The 15,562-nt window shown below is 60.9% G+C and carries 16 protein-coding genes; 10 read left to right on the forward strand and 6 right to left on the reverse strand.

Annotated features, from left to right (window positions below):
• Positions 1-117: 117 nt before the first annotated feature.
• Together AC6BYQ_RS12385 and uspF are read left to right on the forward strand one after the other, a co-directional pair.
• Positions 118-663: a GNAT family N-acetyltransferase gene (locus AC6BYQ_RS12385; RefSeq protein ID WP_063919261.1), complete on the forward strand. Its 546-nt coding sequence runs from the start codon at positions 118-120 to the stop codon at positions 661-663.
• A gap of 232 nt (positions 664-895) precedes the next feature.
• Positions 896-1,351, forward strand: a complete 456-nt coding sequence (gene uspF, locus AC6BYQ_RS12390; protein ID WP_063919260.1) for a universal stress protein UspF — start codon at positions 896-898, stop codon at positions 1,349-1,351.
• 84 nt (positions 1,352-1,435) lie between these two features.
• On the opposite strand, the gene icd is transcribed toward uspF, so the two are convergent.
• The gene (gene icd / locus AC6BYQ_RS12395) at positions 1,436-2,689 is read right to left on the reverse strand and encodes an NADP-dependent isocitrate dehydrogenase (RefSeq protein WP_015377612.1); all 1,254 of its coding nucleotides are present in this window, start codon (positions 2,687-2,689) and stop codon (positions 1,436-1,438) included.
• A 131-nt stretch (positions 2,690-2,820) separates the two neighbouring features.
• On the opposite strand from icd, the gene rluE reads away from it, so the two are divergent.
• The 4 genes from rluE (at position 2,821) to mnmA (ending at position 5,471) form a co-directional block, all read left to right on the forward strand.
• Positions 2,821-3,447 carry a 23S rRNA pseudouridine(2457) synthase RluE gene (gene rluE / locus AC6BYQ_RS12400; protein ID WP_025160268.1) on the forward strand — a complete coding sequence of 209 codons (627 nt, stop codon included), beginning with the start codon at positions 2,821-2,823 and terminating at the stop codon, positions 3,445-3,447.
• Between the two features lie 22 nt (positions 3,448-3,469).
• Complete coding sequence (locus tag AC6BYQ_RS12405; RefSeq protein ID WP_498056935.1) at positions 3,470-3,808, forward strand: lysozyme inhibitor LprI family protein; 339 nt, start codon at positions 3,470-3,472, stop codon at positions 3,806-3,808.
• 9 nt (positions 3,809-3,817) lie between these two features.
• The gene (locus AC6BYQ_RS12410) at positions 3,818-4,264 is read left to right on the forward strand and encodes an NUDIX hydrolase (RefSeq protein ID WP_275095774.1); all 447 of its coding nucleotides are present in this window, start codon (positions 3,818-3,820) and stop codon (positions 4,262-4,264) included.
• Positions 4,265-4,370: 106 nt separating this feature from the next.
• Positions 4,371-5,471 carry a tRNA 2-thiouridine(34) synthase MnmA gene (mnmA, locus tag AC6BYQ_RS12415; RefSeq protein WP_019454808.1) on the forward strand — a complete coding sequence of 367 codons (1,101 nt, stop codon included), beginning with the start codon at positions 4,371-4,373 and terminating at the stop codon, positions 5,469-5,471.
• A 46-nt stretch (positions 5,472-5,517) separates the two neighbouring features.
• On the opposite strand, the gene kup is transcribed toward mnmA, so the two are convergent.
• The gene (gene kup / locus AC6BYQ_RS12420; protein WP_019454807.1) at positions 5,518-7,386 is read right to left on the reverse strand and encodes a low affinity potassium transporter Kup; all 1,869 of its coding nucleotides are present in this window, start codon (positions 7,384-7,386) and stop codon (positions 5,518-5,520) included.
• Positions 7,387-7,717: 331 nt separating this feature from the next.
• Here kup and hflD point away from each other — a divergent pair, with 331 nt between their 5' ends.
• Both hflD and purB read left to right on the forward strand, forming a co-directional pair.
• On the forward strand, positions 7,718-8,344 hold the full coding sequence (gene hflD, locus AC6BYQ_RS12425; RefSeq protein WP_019454806.1) for a high frequency lysogenization protein HflD: 627 nt from the start codon (positions 7,718-7,720) through the stop codon (positions 8,342-8,344).
• A gap of 22 nt (positions 8,345-8,366) precedes the next feature.
• Positions 8,367-9,737, forward strand: coding sequence for an adenylosuccinate lyase (gene purB / locus AC6BYQ_RS12430; protein ID WP_019454805.1), 1,371 nt, complete (start codon positions 8,367-8,369; stop codon positions 9,735-9,737).
• A gap of 48 nt (positions 9,738-9,785) precedes the next feature.
• Here the strand turns inward: purB and AC6BYQ_RS12435 are convergent, their stop codons facing one another.
• The 3 genes from AC6BYQ_RS12435 to pdxR form a co-directional block, all read right to left on the reverse strand.
• Positions 9,786-10,490, reverse strand: coding sequence for a GNAT family N-acetyltransferase (locus AC6BYQ_RS12435; RefSeq protein WP_498056936.1), 705 nt, complete (start codon positions 10,488-10,490; stop codon positions 9,786-9,788).
• A gap of 15 nt (positions 10,491-10,505) precedes the next feature.
• Positions 10,506-10,958: a GNAT family N-acetyltransferase gene (locus AC6BYQ_RS12440; RefSeq protein ID WP_154747009.1), complete on the reverse strand. Its 453-nt coding sequence runs from the start codon at positions 10,956-10,958 to the stop codon at positions 10,506-10,508.
• A 116-nt stretch (positions 10,959-11,074) separates the two neighbouring features.
• Entirely contained in the window at positions 11,075-12,589 is a 1,515-nt protein-coding gene (gene pdxR / locus AC6BYQ_RS12445; RefSeq protein WP_498056937.1) for a MocR-like pyridoxine biosynthesis transcription factor PdxR, read from the reverse strand.
• Positions 12,590-12,721: 132 nt separating this feature from the next.
• Here pdxR and AC6BYQ_RS12450 point away from each other — a divergent pair, with 132 nt between their 5' ends.
• Positions 12,722-13,486, forward strand: coding sequence for a GntR family transcriptional regulator (locus tag AC6BYQ_RS12450; RefSeq protein ID WP_063919253.1), 765 nt, complete (start codon positions 12,722-12,724; stop codon positions 13,484-13,486).
• Here the strand turns inward: AC6BYQ_RS12450 and AC6BYQ_RS12455 are convergent.
• Positions 13,483-14,511 (reverse strand): ADP-ribosylglycohydrolase family protein, encoded by a 1,029-nt coding sequence (locus AC6BYQ_RS12455; RefSeq protein WP_498056938.1) that lies wholly within the window; start codon positions 14,509-14,511, stop codon positions 13,483-13,485. The two genes, AC6BYQ_RS12450 and AC6BYQ_RS12455, sit on opposite strands and share 4 nt — an antisense overlap.
• A gap of 379 nt (positions 14,512-14,890) precedes the next feature.
• On the opposite strand from AC6BYQ_RS12455, the gene phoP reads away from it, so the two are divergent.
• A complete protein-coding gene (gene phoP, locus AC6BYQ_RS12460) occupies positions 14,891-15,562 on the forward strand; it encodes a two-component system response regulator PhoP (protein WP_004941169.1) in 672 nt (223 codons plus the stop codon).

Here is a 15,562-nt window from a genome sequence, read left to right on the forward strand (position 1 = left end):
CGTCAACAATGCTTAAACATCCGTCATTTACTCCGAATTAACAGCAGCATATTTATCCCGACGTCAACATGGCTAATGTTAGAATAACCGCCAACATACCTATTTTGATGAGGCATTATGATCATCTCCCACACGCCGCGGCTCATCATCCGCACATTTCAGAGCAAAGACGCCAATGCGCTCTTTGACTATCTGTCATTACCCCGAACACCTTGTTTTCATGATGAGAAACTCGCGTCCCCCGCAGAGGCGGTCGAAGAAGTCAAAAAACGCGCTTTCGATGCCAGTCAATTCGCTGTCTGTCTTAAAGAAAACGATGAACTCATCGGTCATCTGTTCGCCGATAACAGCGAAGAACCGGACCCAAATACCTGGAGCGTTGGCTGGCACTTTAACTCGCGCTATGAAGGCCAAGGTTTTGCCACTGAAGCCGTCGCGGCGCTGTTTGATTATTTGTTTACGCAAAAAGATGCCAGACGCTTGTATGCTTACGTTGAAGACTACAACACGGCATCGCAAAGACTTTGCGATCGTCTTCATATGCGCCAGGAGGGCTGCTTCAGGGAGTTTGTCTCGTTTGCATCGGAAAATGACGGCGAAGAGAAATATGATAATACGTTCGTCTATGCGTTGCTTGAAAAAGAGTGGCGGGTTCACACTTAGTCACGGATGTTCAGGAACGCAAGTAAACGCGGCTGTAGTTTTCTGGGCGTTCCGGCTCGTGCTGGCCTTCCTGGCAACCCGACTTCTAACCTATTGCCACAACAACGATTTCCGCATACTTTACCTTTTGGCGGCCAGTTTCTTTGGTTCTGCCATACCGATCGCCGTTTTCCTGGCGTCGGGCAGCTATAATCTGAGAAGTGGAGTTATTTGAAAACGATAAGGAGGGAGTATGTACAAAACTATCTTGGTTCCCGTGGACATTACCGAGCCGGAATTAACGCAGCAGGTCATCCCACATGTCAACGCGCTCGCTAAGCTCGAAGACTCCCACGTCCATTTCCTGGCAGTGATCCCGTCACGCGCCACCTACGCCGCTTTCGGCTTTGCCGCCACGGCAGCGATAGAAACCAAAGATGAAACCATTGCGCTAGCGACCGAGGGGCTGGCAAAAGCGGCAAAACAATTCAGCGTGCCTGAAGATAGAGTGACCACGCATGTTGCCGTCGGCGATCCTAAAGATCAGATCCTGGAACTTGCTGATGCGCTTAACGCGGAGATTATCGTGATGGGTTCCAACCGCCCTTCGGCGATCACTTATCTCCTCGGTTCCAATGCCACCGCCGTTGTCCGCCACGCCAATTGCCCGGTGCTGGTGGTGCGTGAATCGGCTAACGCCGCTCAGTGAGCCTGCCCAATACCTCGCTCATATTTAAACAATAAAAAAACGGGAGCCCTAAGGCTCCCGCTCTCATTCAAACGCCAAACACCCTTACATGTGCTTAACGATAGCGTCGCCAAACTCTGAACATTTCAGCAGCTTAGCGCCTTCCATCAGGCGTTCGAAGTCATAGGTCACGGTCTTGGCGGCGATGGCGCCTTCCATGCCTTTAACGATCAGGTCAGCCGCTTCGAACCAGCCCATGTGGCGCAACATCATCTCTGCGGACAGGATGATAGAGCCTGGGTTCACTTTGTCCTGGCCGGCATACTTCGGCGCGGTGCCGTGAGTCGCTTCGAACAGCGCGCAGTCGGAGCCGATGTTGGCGCCCGGTGCGATACCGATGCCGCCTACCTGGGCCGCCAGGGCGTCGGAGATGTAGTCACCGTTCAGGTTCATACAGGCAATCACGTCGTACTCCGCCGGGCGCAGCAGGATCTGCTGCAGGAAGGCGTCGGCGATCACGTCTTTAACCACGATCTCTTTGCCGGTGTTCGGGTTCTTGATCTTCAGCCATGGGCCGCCATCGATCAGCTCGCCGCCGAACTCTTCGCGCGCCAGCTCATAGCCCCAATCCTTGAAGGCACCTTCGGTGAACTTCATGATGTTGCCTTTGTGAACCAGGGTCACGGAGTCGCGGTCGTTGGTGATGGCGTATTCGATCGCCGCACGCACCAGACGCTTGGTCCCTTCTTCGGAGCATGGCTTCACGCCGATACCGCACTGCTCTGGGAAGCGGATTTTCTTCACGCCCATTTCGTCGCGCAGGAATTTGATCACTTTGTCCGCTTCGGCGGAGCCGGCTTTCCACTCGATGCCGGCGTAGATGTCTTCGGCGTTTTCGCGGAAGATCACCATGTCGGTCAGCTCAGGCTGTTTCACCGGGCTTGGGGTGCCCTGGTAGTAACGCACCGGGCGCAGGCACACGTACAGGTCCAGCTGCTGGCGCAGGGCCACGTTCAGAGAACGGATGCCGCCGCCGACCGGGGTGGTCAGGGGGCCTTTGATGGCGACGCGGTAGTCGCGGATCAGGTCCAGAGTTTCGTCCGGCAGCCACACGTCTTTACCGTAAACGTGGGTAGATTTTTCGCCGGTGTAGATTTCCATCCAGGAGATTTTACGTTCGCCGTGGTAAGCCTTTTTAACGGCCGCATCAACCACGTGGATCATGGCAGGAGTCACGTCAACGCCGATGCCGTCGCCTTCGATGAACGGGATGATCGGGTTATGAGGAACAACCAGTTTACCCTGGGCGTCAACCGTGATTTTTTTACCTTCTGCCGGAACAACTACTTTGCTTTCCATCAACCTCTCCTTCAAGCGCAATTTTGTTAATGCTTTGTAAGATGCGTGTAGATACTACTTGAATATTCGGTCCGCGCCAATCCGAAACGGATTCGGTTATAATGCGCTTATCATCCGTAATCTCAACTGTTATGAAAAAATTCTCTGTTAGAAATCACAACGTTAAACGATTCAGCAAGCCGAATACCGCCAAACCCGCCGCGCCGAAGGGGCCGCGTCGAATTGTGTTATTCAACAAGCCCTTCGACGTGCTGCCGCAGTTCACCGACGAAGCCGGCCGCGCCACGTTGAAAGAATATATCCCCTTCCCCGACGTTTATGCCGCCGGGCGCCTGGATCGCGACAGCGAGGGGCTGCTGGTGCTGACCAACGACGGCCAGCTGCAGGCGCAGCTCACCCAGCCGGGCAAGCGCACTGGCAAAATCTACTATGTGCAGGTCGAGGGCGCGCCACAGGAGAGTGATTTGGCGCCGCTGCGCAGCGGTGTCACGCTGAAAGACGGGCCCACGCTGCCGGCCGGGGTGGAGTTGGTCGCCGAGCCGCAGTGGCTGTGGCCGCGCAATCCGCCGATCCGCGAACGCAAATCCATTCCCACCAGCTGGTTGAAAATCACTCTGTTCGAAGGGCGAAACCGTCAGGTGCGTCGCATGACGGCGCATATCGGGTTCCCTACCCTGCGCCTGATTCGCTACAGTATGGGTAATCTTTCGTTGGGTTCACTGCTGCCCGGTGAATGGAAAACCATCGATTCCCTGTAGACCGACAGTTGATGGAGGCGTTATGAAACACACTCCGATCGCGCTGCTGCTCGCCGCTCTGGCAGCCCCGCTCGCCGCCCAGGCCGCCAGCTTCGACTGCGCCAAGGCGGCCGGCGGCGATGAGCGCGCCATCTGCGCCAACCGCACGCTGAACGATCTGGACGTGCAAATGGCCACCAAATACCAGTTCCTGCGCGGGTTGTTCGCCATGGGCGCGCGCGGCGCGATGCAGGACAGCCAGCAGGCCTGGCTGACCAAGCGCCAGCGGTGCGGCAGTGACACCGCCTGCCTGCTGCAAAGTTACCGCACCCGCATCGCCGAGCTGGACGAGATCTACCGGCGCATCGACAAACCGCTGTAAGGAGACCGCATGTTCAAACCGCACGTCACCGTCGCCTGCGTGGTGCACGCCGCCGGCAAATTTTTAATTGTCGAAGAAACCATCAACGGCAAAGCGCTGTGGAATCAGCCGGCCGGCCATTTGGAGGCCGACGAGACGCTGGTGCAGGCCGCCGAGCGAGAGTTGTGGGAAGAGACCGGCATCCGCGCCACGCCGCAGGCGTTCCTGCGCCTGCACCAGTGGATCGCGCCCGATCGCACGCCGTTTCTGCGTTTTTGCTTCGTTATCGAGCTGGAACAACCGCTGCCGACCGAGCCACACGACAGCGACATCGATCGCTGCCTGTGGCTGAGCGCCGAAGAGATTTTGCAGGCGCCCAACCTGCGCTCCGCACTGGTGGCGGAGAGCATTCGCAGCTACCAGCAGCCGGAGCGCTACCCGCTGTCGCTGGTCGGCAGCTTCGCCTGGCCGCATTAAGCGCGCCGGGCAGCACAAGATGAACAGTGCGCCGGCGCGGCCAACGTGGTAAAATCCTGCGCTTGTTTTTATCAGCACGGTTCGTGTTCAAGTTCGTGAGATCCCCATGTCAGACAACAGCCAGAAAAAAGTAATCGTCGGTATGTCCGGCGGCGTCGACTCTTCCGTTACCGCCTATCTGTTACAGCAACAGGGCTATCAGGTCGCTGGGCTGTTCATGAAGAACTGGGAAGAAGACGACGACGAAGAGTACTGCTCCGCCGCGACCGATCTGGCCGACGCGCAAGCGGTCTGCGACAAGCTGGGCATCGAACTGCACACGGTGAACTTTGCGGCGGAATACTGGGACAACGTGTTTGAGCTGTTCCTGGAAGAGTACAAGGCCGGCCGCACGCCGAACCCGGACATCCTGTGCAATAAAGAGATCAAATTCAAAGCCTTCCTGGAGTTCGCCGCCGAAGATCTGGGGGCCGATTTCATCGCCACCGGTCACTACGTGCGCCGCCAGGACGTGGACGGCAAAAGCCGCCTGCTGCGCGGTGTCGACGGCAACAAAGACCAGAGCTACTTCCTCTACACCCTGAGCCACGAGCAGGTAGCGCAAAGCCTGTTCCCGGTCGGCGAGCTGGAGAAGCCGGAGGTGCGCCGCATCGCCGAGCAGCTGGAGCTGGTCACCGCCAAGAAGAAAGACTCCACCGGCATCTGCTTTATCGGCGAGCGCAAGTTCCGCGACTTCCTCGGCCGCTACCTGCCGGCGCAGCCGGGCCCAATCGTCAGCGTCGACGGCCAGACCGTCGGCGAACACCAGGGCCTGATGTATCACACCCTGGGCCAGCGCAAAGGGCTGGGCATCGGCGGTCTGAAAGACAGCAGCGAAGACCCGTGGTACGTGGTGGATAAAGACGTGGCCAACAACGTGCTGGTGGTCGCGCAGGGGCACGATCATCCGCGCCTGATGTCCACCGGCCTTATCGCGCAGCAGCTGCACTGGGTGGATCGTCTGCCGCTGAGCGGCCCGTTCCGCTGCACGGTGAAGACCCGCTATCGCCAGCAGGACATCCCTTGCACCGTGACCCCGCTCGACGATGAACGCATCGAAGTGCGTTTCGACGAGCCGGTTTCCGCCGTCACTCCGGGCCAATCGGCCGTGTTCTATCAGGGCGAAATCTGCCTCGGCGGCGGCATCATCGAACAGCGCCTGGCGTAATTGGCCGGCAACGAAAAACGCTGCGTTATCGCAGCGTTTTTTTTATTCAAAATTCCACCTGCGCCCCCAGTTCGATCACCCGGTTCGGCGGGATTTCGAACAGATCCGGCGCCCGCAGCGCGTTGCGCTGCAACAGCTGGAACACCTTGCCGCGAATGCGCAGATACCAGGGCCGTTTGCCCAGCACCAGCGTATCGCGCGACATGAAGAACGAGGTCTCGTTCATGGTGAAACTCATCCCTTCCAGCCCGCAGCGGTAAAGAATGTCCGTCACGTTGGGCGTCTCGCGCCAGCCGTAGCTCGCCACCACCCGCCAGAAGCTCGCCGACAGCTGTTCGATCGTCACCCGCTGCACGTTGTGTACGTACGGCATGTCGGTGGTGACGATGGTCAGCAGCACCACGCGCTCATGCAACACCTTGTTGTGCTTCAGGTTATGCAACAGCACCAGCGGCACCGCATGCGGCGTGCGCTCCATAAATACGGCGGTGCCCGGCACCCGTTTCGGCGGCGCCTTCTCCAGCGATTCGATCAGTGCGGTCAACCCCTCCTGATTGTCGCGCAGCCGGCGGATCAGGCGCGAACGCTCGGTCTTCCAGGTCAGCATGATCAGCAGAATGGTCAACCCCAGCGCCACCGGCAGCCAGCCGCCGGTCGCCAGCTTGATCAGGTTGGCGCCGAACAGCGGCACGTCGATGCACAGCATGACCAGCAGCATCAACCCGCCCAGATAGCGCGGCCAGCCCCAGTTTTTCACCGCCACGATGCTCAACAGAATCGACGACAGCAGCATGGTGCCGGTCACCACGATGCCGTAAGCCGAGGCCAGGTTGCTGGAGTGTTTGAAGCTGATAATCACGATCAACACCGCCGCGAACAGCAGCCAGTTCACCACCGGGATGTAGATCTGCCCGGACTCCTGATCGGAGGTATAGATGATGCGCATCGGCGGCAGATAGCCCAGCCGCACCGCCTGGCGCGTCAGCGAGAAGACGCCGGAGATCACCGCCTGCGAGGCGATCACCGTCGCCAGCGTGGCGATCACCAACAGCGGGATCAGCGCCCAGGTCGGCGCCAGCAGGAAGAACGGGTTGTTGATCGCCGCCGGATTGGCCAGCAGCAGCGCCCCCTGGCCGAAATAGTTAAGCACCAGCGCCGGCGCCACCAGCGTAAACCACGCCAGGCGGATCGGTTTTTTGCCGAAGTGGCCCATGTCGGCGTACAGCGCTTCGGCACCGGTGACCGACAGCACCACCATGCCCAGCGCGAAGAACGACACCGCCTTGTACTCGAGGAAGAAATTCACCGCCCAGTAAGGGTTCAGCGCCCGCAGCACGCCGGGGTGCTGCAGAATGCCGCCGATGCCCAGCAGCGCCAGCGTCAGGAACCAGATGACCATCGCCGGGGCGAACAGTTTGCCGACGCTGCCGGTGCCGTGCTTTTGGATCGCGAACAGCGCGGTCAACACCAGCAGCGACAGCGGCACGATGAAGCTGTCCAGCTCGGGGGCGATAATCTGCAGCCCTTCGATGGCCGAGAGCACCGAAATGGCCGGAGTGATGACCCCATCGCCGTAAAAGAAGCTGCCGCCCACCAGCCCGATCAGCACCGCCGCCGGTACCCAGCGCGCATCCAGCTTGCGGATCGCCAGCGACATCAGCGTCAGAATGCCCCCTTCGCCGTCGTTGTCGGCGCGCATCACGAAACAGATGTATTTAATCGACACCACCAGCGTCAGCAGCCAGAAAATCAGCGATAAAAAACCGTAGATCGAGGCCGGCGTCATGGTGATGCCCTCCTCTGCCGTCAGGCATTCGCGCAGGGTATACAACGGGCTGGTGCCGATATCGCCATACACCACGCCGATGGCCGCCAGCGTCACCGCCGGCAACGGCTGCTTGTTTTTCACGTGCATATAAAGGTCTTTATTTGAGGGTTCACGTTGGCAGTATAGATGCAGCCGCCGCACTTTATTTGCCGCCGCAACAATAAGTTCGCGCCGCCGCGCCGGCGATTTTCGCCGCCTATTTGCGCAGTTCTGCGCCGCATGGCGCATCCGCCTCATCGCAGGCGTATTAGACGCTGGGTTTACCCTCGATTTTATGGCATGATCCGCGGCATTCGTTGTCATCGTTGTTACAGCCACGCCCGATCGTTCCCGTTCGCGGCCGCCGCCGTTACCCTGGCGATACACACAACCTTATGCAGTAAGCCATGTACCGTTCACAGCGTTTACAGGAGTAATCGTGGCGAAGAATTATTATGACATCACGCTGGCCATGGCGGGTATCAGCCAGGCGGCGCGCTTGGTTCAGCAGCTGGCCCATGAAGGGCAATGCAACCGCGAAGCGTTTCAGACCTCGTTGAAAAGCCTGCTGCAGATGGACCCGCCCTCCACGCTGGCGGTGTTCGGCGGTGAAGAACGCCATTTGATGGTCGGCCTCGAAACCCTGATGGGCGTGCTTAACGCCAACAACAAAGGGCCGGGCGCGGAACTGACCCGCTATACCATCAGCCTGATGGTGCTGGAGCGCAAGCTCAACGCCAACAAACAGGCGATGAACACGCTCGGCGAACGCCTCGGCCAGCTCGAACGCCAACTGGCGCATTTCGATCTGGAGTCGGACACCATCATCAGCGCGCTGGCCGGCATTTACGTCGACGTGGTCAGCCCGCTCGGGCCGCGCATCCAGGTGACCGGCTCACCGGCCATCCTGCAGAACCCGCAGGTGCAGGCCAAGGTTCGCGCTGCACTGCTGGCCGGCATTCGCGCCGCCGTGCTGTGGCAACAGGTCGGCGGCAGCCGCCTGCAGTTAATGTTTTCCCGTAATCGTCTGTTCAAGCAGGCGCAAAATATCGTTGCTCATTGTTAATCGATCCCAGGAGTTGCTACCGATGGAATTATCCTCACTGACCGCCGTTTCCCCCGTTGATGGACGCTACGGTGATAAAGTCAGCGCACTGCGCCCCATTTTCAGCGAATACGGTCTGCTGAAATTCCGCGTACAGGTTGAAGTACGTTGGCTGCAAAAACTGGCGGCCTGCGCAGAAATCAAGGAAGTTCCCGCTTTTGACGCCGACGCAAACGCTTTCCTCGACAAAATCGTCGCGGAATTCAACGAAGAAGACGCTCAGCGCATCAAAACCATCGAGCGCACCACCAACCACGACGTGAAAGCGGTCGAGTATTTCCTGAAGGAAAAAGTGGCGGCGGTGCCTGCGCTGCACGCAGTGTCCGAGTTCATCCACTTCGCCTGCACCTCCGAAGACATCAACAACCTGTCGCATGCGCTGATGCTGCAAAGCGCCCGTCAGGACGTGGTGCTGCCTTACTGGCGCAAAATCATCGACGCGCTGAAAGGGCTGGCGCTGGAATATCGCGATATCCCGCTGCTGTCGCGCACCCACGGCCAACCGGCGACCCCGTCGACCGTCGGCAAAGAGTTCGCCAACGTGGCTTACCGCATGGAGCGCCAGTACCGCCAGCTGGAGCGCGTGGAGATCATGGGTAAAATCAACGGCGCGGTCGGCAACTACAACGCCCACATCGTCGCTTACCCGGAAGTGGACTGGCACCAGTTCAGCGAGGCGTTCGTCACCTCGCTCGGCATCACCTGGAACCCGTACACCACTCAGATCGAGCCGCATGACTACATCGCCGAACTGTTCGACTGCGTGGCGCGTTTCAACACCATCCTGATCGACTTCGACCGCGACATCTGGGGCTACATCGCCCTGAACCACTTCAAGCAGAAGACCATCGCCGGCGAAATCGGCTCCTCCACCATGCCGCACAAGGTCAACCCGATCGACTTCGAAAACTCCGAAGGCAACCTGGGCCTGGCCAACGCCGTGCTGGGCCATCTGGCGGGCAAACTGCCGGTTTCCCGCTGGCAGCGCGACCTGACCGACTCCACCGTGCTGCGTAACCTGGGCGTGGGCCTGGGCTATGCGCTGATCGCCTATCAGTCCACCCTGAAGGGCATCAGCAAGCTGGAAGTGAACCAGGCGCACCTGCTGGACGAACTGGATCACAACTGGGAAGTGCTGGCCGAGCCGATCCAGACCGTGATGCGCCGCTACGGCATCGAGAAGCCTTACGAGAAGCTGAAAGAGCTGACCCGCGGCAAGCGCGTGGACGCCGCCGGCATGCAGGCGTTCATCGACGGCCTGGCGCTGCCGGAAGAAGAGAAAACCCGTCTGAAGGCGATGACCCCGGCCAACTACATCGGCCGCGCCACCACCATGGTCGACGAGCTGAAGTAAGCGCTTCAGCCCGATAAAAAGGCGGCCCGCGGGCCGCCTTTTTGCTTATTATTCGCCGCGCAGCACCTGCAACCGGGCGATCTGCTGCCCCTGCGCATCGAAGTTGTCCGCGCTCAGCCAACGCGCCAGCGCCTGCCGCACCACCGGCCAACGGTCAGCGGTGATAGCGAACCAGTCGGTATCCCGGCTGCGCCCTTTGACGATCACCGCAAAACGGAAATTGCCCTCATAACGGAAGCCGAAGCGCAGCGCGGCCTGGCGGGACGGCGCGTTGTGGCTGTCGCACTTCCACTCGCAGCGGCGGTAGCCCAGCGTGTCGAAGGCGTAGCGCAGCAGCAGCGCGATGGCCTCGGTGGCGCTGGAGCGTTGTTTCATCAACGGCGACCAGCTGACGTGGCCAATCTCCAGCACGCCGTTGGCCTCGTCGATGCGCATCAGCGCCACCGTCCCCACCGGCGCGTCGCTGGCGGCGTCGAACACCGTCAGATTGACCAGCGTCGGGTTGGCCTGCAGCGTCTCCAGATGCTGCAGCATCGCCGCCGGCGTGTCGGGCCGTTCGATAGACAGATAGGTCCAGTCACGGCCGTCCGGCGCCTGCTGAAACGCCTCAAACAGCGCGGCGTAATCCCGCTGCGGCTCGAGCGGCGCCAGCGAGCAGAAACGCCCGCCGAGCGTCGCGCCGCCCGGGCGGCGAGCCGGTTGCCAATCCGGCATCGGTTCGCCAACCGGCTGACCATAACGATTCATTGCCATACACGCCTCCTGCGGTTAACGGGTATACACGATAAACGAGCTTCTTCTGCCGATTTTGTCGTACAGCGAGCGCGCCGGCGCGTTGTACTCCTGGGTCATCCAATACACCCGATCGCTGCCGCGCGCCTCCGCCAGCCGATACGCCTGCTCGAACAGTTTTTCCGACACCTTATGGCCGCGCGCCTGCGGCGACACATAGAGATCTTCGATATAACAATAGCCGACCGCGCTCCAGGTGGACGGGTGGAACACCAGATTCATCAGCCCCAACAGCCGGCCTTCGGCATCCTCCGCCACCAGCCCGAACACCTGTTCATCCTGCCCCAGACGTTCAAAGGTGCGATCGGTCACCTGCGGCGCCACGTCGGCGCGGTAAAAGTCGAGATAGCCCTGCCACAGCGCCAGCCATTGCGCTTTGTCATCGCCATTGATTCTGCGGATAGTCACTTCAGGGTTTGATGGATTCATAGCGCCTCACGGGGTTAAGATATTATTTCCATTAGGGAAACAATCGGATAGCGGCAGAATACACCGCGCGACGGCGGCGCAACACGGACCAATTCAAAACAAAGAGCAGACCAATGCTAGCCGTCGCTTTCCACCGGCAGCGCGTTGAACACCTGCGCCAGCGCGGCGATAAAGCGCACGATCTCATCCGGCGTATAGGCCGAGAAACCGAGCACCAGCGCCCCGCGCTGCGGCGCACCGGTGTAAAAGTCCGCCAGGCCGTACAGCCGCATTCCCCGTTCGGCAGCGGCCGCCACCAGCCGTCGCTCCGTCGCCGCATCCGCCAACGGGCAAACCAGCTGCAGGCCGCCCTGCGGCAGCGCCGGGCGCGTCCAGGCCGCGAGATACCGGAGTACCGCGCCGTACAACACATCCAACCTTGCCTTGTACAGCGTGCGCATATTGCGCAGATGCTCGGCGTAACCACCCTCATGCAGAAAGTGGAATAGCGTCATCTGCGCCAGCGCCGACGTGTAGCCGTCCTGAAACTGCCTGGCGGCGACCAGCGGGCGCACCAGCTGCGGCGGCGCGATCATGAAACCGATGCGCAGCCCCGGAAACAACGTCTTGCTGAAGGTGCCGATGTACAGCGTGCGCCCGCCGCTGTCCAGCCCCTGCAGCGCCGCCTTGGTTTGTCGGTCGTAGTTGAACTCGGCGTCGTAATCGTCTTCGATGATCCAGGCCCGCCGGCGCTGCGCCCACTGCAACAGCGCCAGACGCCGCTCGAGACTCAGCGAATACCCCAGCGGATAGTGATGGGACGGCGTGATGTAAACGCCTCGCCCGCCGCCTGGCGCGCGCGTCAATTGCCCGACATCCAGCCCCTGTTCATCGATGCCGATCGGCCGCGCCTGCAGACCCGCCGACTGCACCAGCTTTTTCGCCCCCTGGTAACCCGGCTCTTCGACGAACACCGCATCGCCGGGATCGAACAGCACCTGGGTGCACAGCGCCAGCGCCTGCTGCGAGCTGGTCACCACGATCACCTGCTCCGCCGACGCCTTGACGCCCCGCTCCCGCTGCAAATAGAGCGCGATCTCCGCGCGCAGCTCCGGCAGCCCCTGCGGATCGGCATAGCCCAACAGCCGCTCGCCGTGCCGCCGCAGCGCCTGCTTTTCCCACTGCAGCCACGCGTCGATGGGAAACGCCCGCAGATCCGCCAGCGAAGGCGTCAGCGACGCCTGGCGGTTGGTATGCGGCGTATGGCTGACCGCCAGCAGCGCCCGGCCGCGATCGCTCAGCTCGCGCTCCGCCAGCTGCGCCTCTTGCCCCGCCGCCGTCGCCAACAGTTCACGGCCGAGCAGCGTGTCGCAACGGTAGCGAACAAAGCTGCCGCGCCCCACCGCCCGGCTGATGTAGCCCTCCGCCTCCAGCCGCGCGTAGGTCTGCTCCACCGTATCGCGCGCCACCGCCAGCCGGGCCGCCAACGCGCGGCTCGGCGGCAACTGGGTTCGCCAGGCCAGCTCCCCGGCGGCGATCAGTTGCAGCAGGGCCTGATGCAGCGCCGAACGCCGGGTCAGGCCCTGCTGACGCTGCTGCGCGAAGGCGGCCAGGATCGCCGCGTCGTGCATGTAGGATGGGTTGTCGCTCATGGGCAATCTGTTTCTCCGAACTCGGGGCGATGGCACTCTACTCTACCTCATTTCACACCCTCGGCGGCGGCGGTTGCGCTGCCCGGCGAAATCCCCTTAAATAAGCCATCGCATTGAGGCTACAGGACGGCTATGAGCAAGGAGACCAACCAGCGCCTGCTGGACAAACTGCAGCGAGATCTGGCCAGCGCGGGCGCGATGCCGCTGTATCTGCGCTTCAACGCCTCGGTGCGCCAGGCCATCGAGCAAGGATTGCTGAACGCGGGGGACTTCCTGCCCAGCGAGCGCCTGTTCACCGAACAGCTCGGCATCTCGCGCATCACGGTGCGCAAAGCGCTGGCTTGTCTGGAGCAGGACGGCATCATCGGCCGTTCGCGCGGTTACGGCACCTTTATTCAACCGCAGCGGCCCGAGCCGAAGCTGTGCTATTCGTTGGCGGACGTCAAAGGATTCTCGGGCGAGGTGATATCGCAGGGGCGCCGGCCGGATACGCAATGGATCAGCCGCGAACGGGTTCCGGCCAGCGTCGAACTGGCGGAAAAGCTCCAACTGGCGGCCGGAACGCCGATCTACCAACTCAAACGCATTCACTTTATCGATCGACGGCCGATGTCGGTGGCGGTGTCCTACGTGGTGACGGCGGCGATTGCCAACGTCGACGAGATCGGCATCTCGCTGTACGACTACTTCCGGCGCAATAACGTGGGGATGGGATCGCTGCGCAGCCAGGTCAGCGCGGCGATGGCCGACGACGAGACCCGTCAGGCGCTGCTGTTGTCAGAACCGATGCCGCTGCTGATCGTGCGCCAGACGCTGTTCGACCACCATAAAAAGCCGATCGAATACAGCGAGAGCTTCTGCCGCAGCGACATGTACGAGTTTACCAGCGAAAGTTAGCTCGTTGACGCTTCGCCCTGCCGCCGACGGCGAAAACGCACCAACGCCTGGGCATAAGCCTCGACGTCCAGCGGGTTCACCCGCCGCAACTCGGCCAGCAGCGCAGGGTCCATCGCTTCGGCGCCGTGCAGCGCGCCGCAAATCGCCGTGGCCATCGCGCCAATGGTGTCGGTATCGCCGCCCAGGTTGGCGCACAGCATGGCGCAACGGGTAGGATCGGTGTGCGCCAGCTGCACCATCGCCAGCGCCGCCGGCACCGACTCGATGGTGCTCACCCCGGCGCCGATCAGCTGATACACCCGCTCGGAGGCCTGCTCGGGATCGCCTGCCTCATCCACCACCTGAAACGCCAGCTCAATGCGTGCCGCCAGCGAGGGGCTGAAGGTCGTTTCTTCGCGGCGCTGGGCATATTCCGCTACGTCCGGCAACGCCTGGCGAATCGAGGCCCAATCCGCGCCCTCTACCGCCCGCGCAACCGCCCAGGCGATCGCCACCGCACCGGCGACGGCGATGTCGGATTTGTGCGTCGGGCTGGAGGCCAGCCACACCTGCCGGCAGAAATCCTCCAGCGGTGCGGACGGCAGCACGCAGCCCAACGGCGAAATGCGCATCGCCGCGCCGTTGGTGACGCCGTTGTTTTCCAACTCGGCGATCGGCGTTCCCGCTTTCTGCTCGCTCAACGCCAGTTTGGAACTGGGGCCGAGAATGTTCTTGTTGAAAGCATCAAAACTGTCCACCCAGCGGATTACGTTGCGGGCGATCAGCGCCGGCACGACCTCACCTTCCGCTTCCAGCAGCGCATCGGCCAGCGCCAACGCCATCGCGGTATCGTCGGTATATTGCCCGGCCTTGAAGTAACAGGCGGCCGAGTTCTCCGCCGGCCCATCGAGAAAGCCGTCTATCCAGCCGAAGTGGCGCTTAACCCGCTCGCGCGGCCACAGCTCGGAAGGCATGCCGAGCGCGTCGCCCAGCATCTGTCCGTAAAGTGCGCCCGCTACGCGTTCTGCCTGGGTTAACTGCTTCATCCTTCGCTCCTGAAAAGTGTGCCGACACATTAATAATACCTTATTAGTACCTTTAAAGCTTTTCAAGCGCGCCGGTTCATACTTTCTCCTGTCGATAATGCCCGACGTGTTTAAGTTGCGTTTAACGTTGCCCCGCCGCTGTTTATCCGACGTTTATCAGAACTTGTCGATAATGGCGGCGAACAAATTGATAGCGCTTATTTTAATACATTGCTTCGGCTCTCTTGCGGGCCGGGCGGGTTATACCTACCATAGCCTCAGCACTTTTTGCCAAAATGGTTCAGGTGACCGCGCGCTATCCCCTGACACGCCGCAGAGCGTGTTCCTTTTTATCGCGTGGGTGACAGGATGTTCACCCGCATAGTCTCAGGAGTTCGCCATGCGAGTACTGGTTGTTGAAGATAATGGTTTGCTGCGCCACCACCTTTCCGTTCAGATGCGCGAGATGGGTCACCAGGTTGACGCGGCGGAAGACGCCAAAGAAGCCGATTATTTCCTGCAGGAGCATGCGCCGGATATCGCCATCGTCGATCTCGGCCTGCCGGGTGAAGATGGCCTGAGCCTGATCCGCCGCTGGCGCGCGCACCAGACCAAGCTGCCGATCCTGGTGCTGACCGCCCGCGAAAGCTGGCAGGACAAAGTGGCGGTGCTGGAAGCCGGCGCCGACGACTATGTCACCAAGCCGTTCCACCTGGAAGAAGTGATCGCCCGCATGCAGGCGCTGATGCGCCGCAACAGCGGCCTGGCCTCGCAGGTGATCGTGCTGCCGCCGTTCCAGATCGATCTGTCGCGCCGCGAACTGAGCGTCAACGATCAGCAAATCAAGCTGACCGCTTTTGAATACACCATCATCGAGACCCTGATTCGCAACGCCGGCAAGGTGGTGAGCAAGGATTCGTTGATGCTGCAGCTCTACCCTGACGCCGAACTGCGCGAAAGCCACACCATCGACGTGCTGATGGGCCGCTTGCGCAAGAAGGTGCAGGCGGAATACCCGCATGAAGTGATCACCACGGTACGTGGCCAGGGCTATCGTTTTGACGCGAAGTGA

The organism is Serratia sp. LTN-2 (assembly GCF_059740205.1).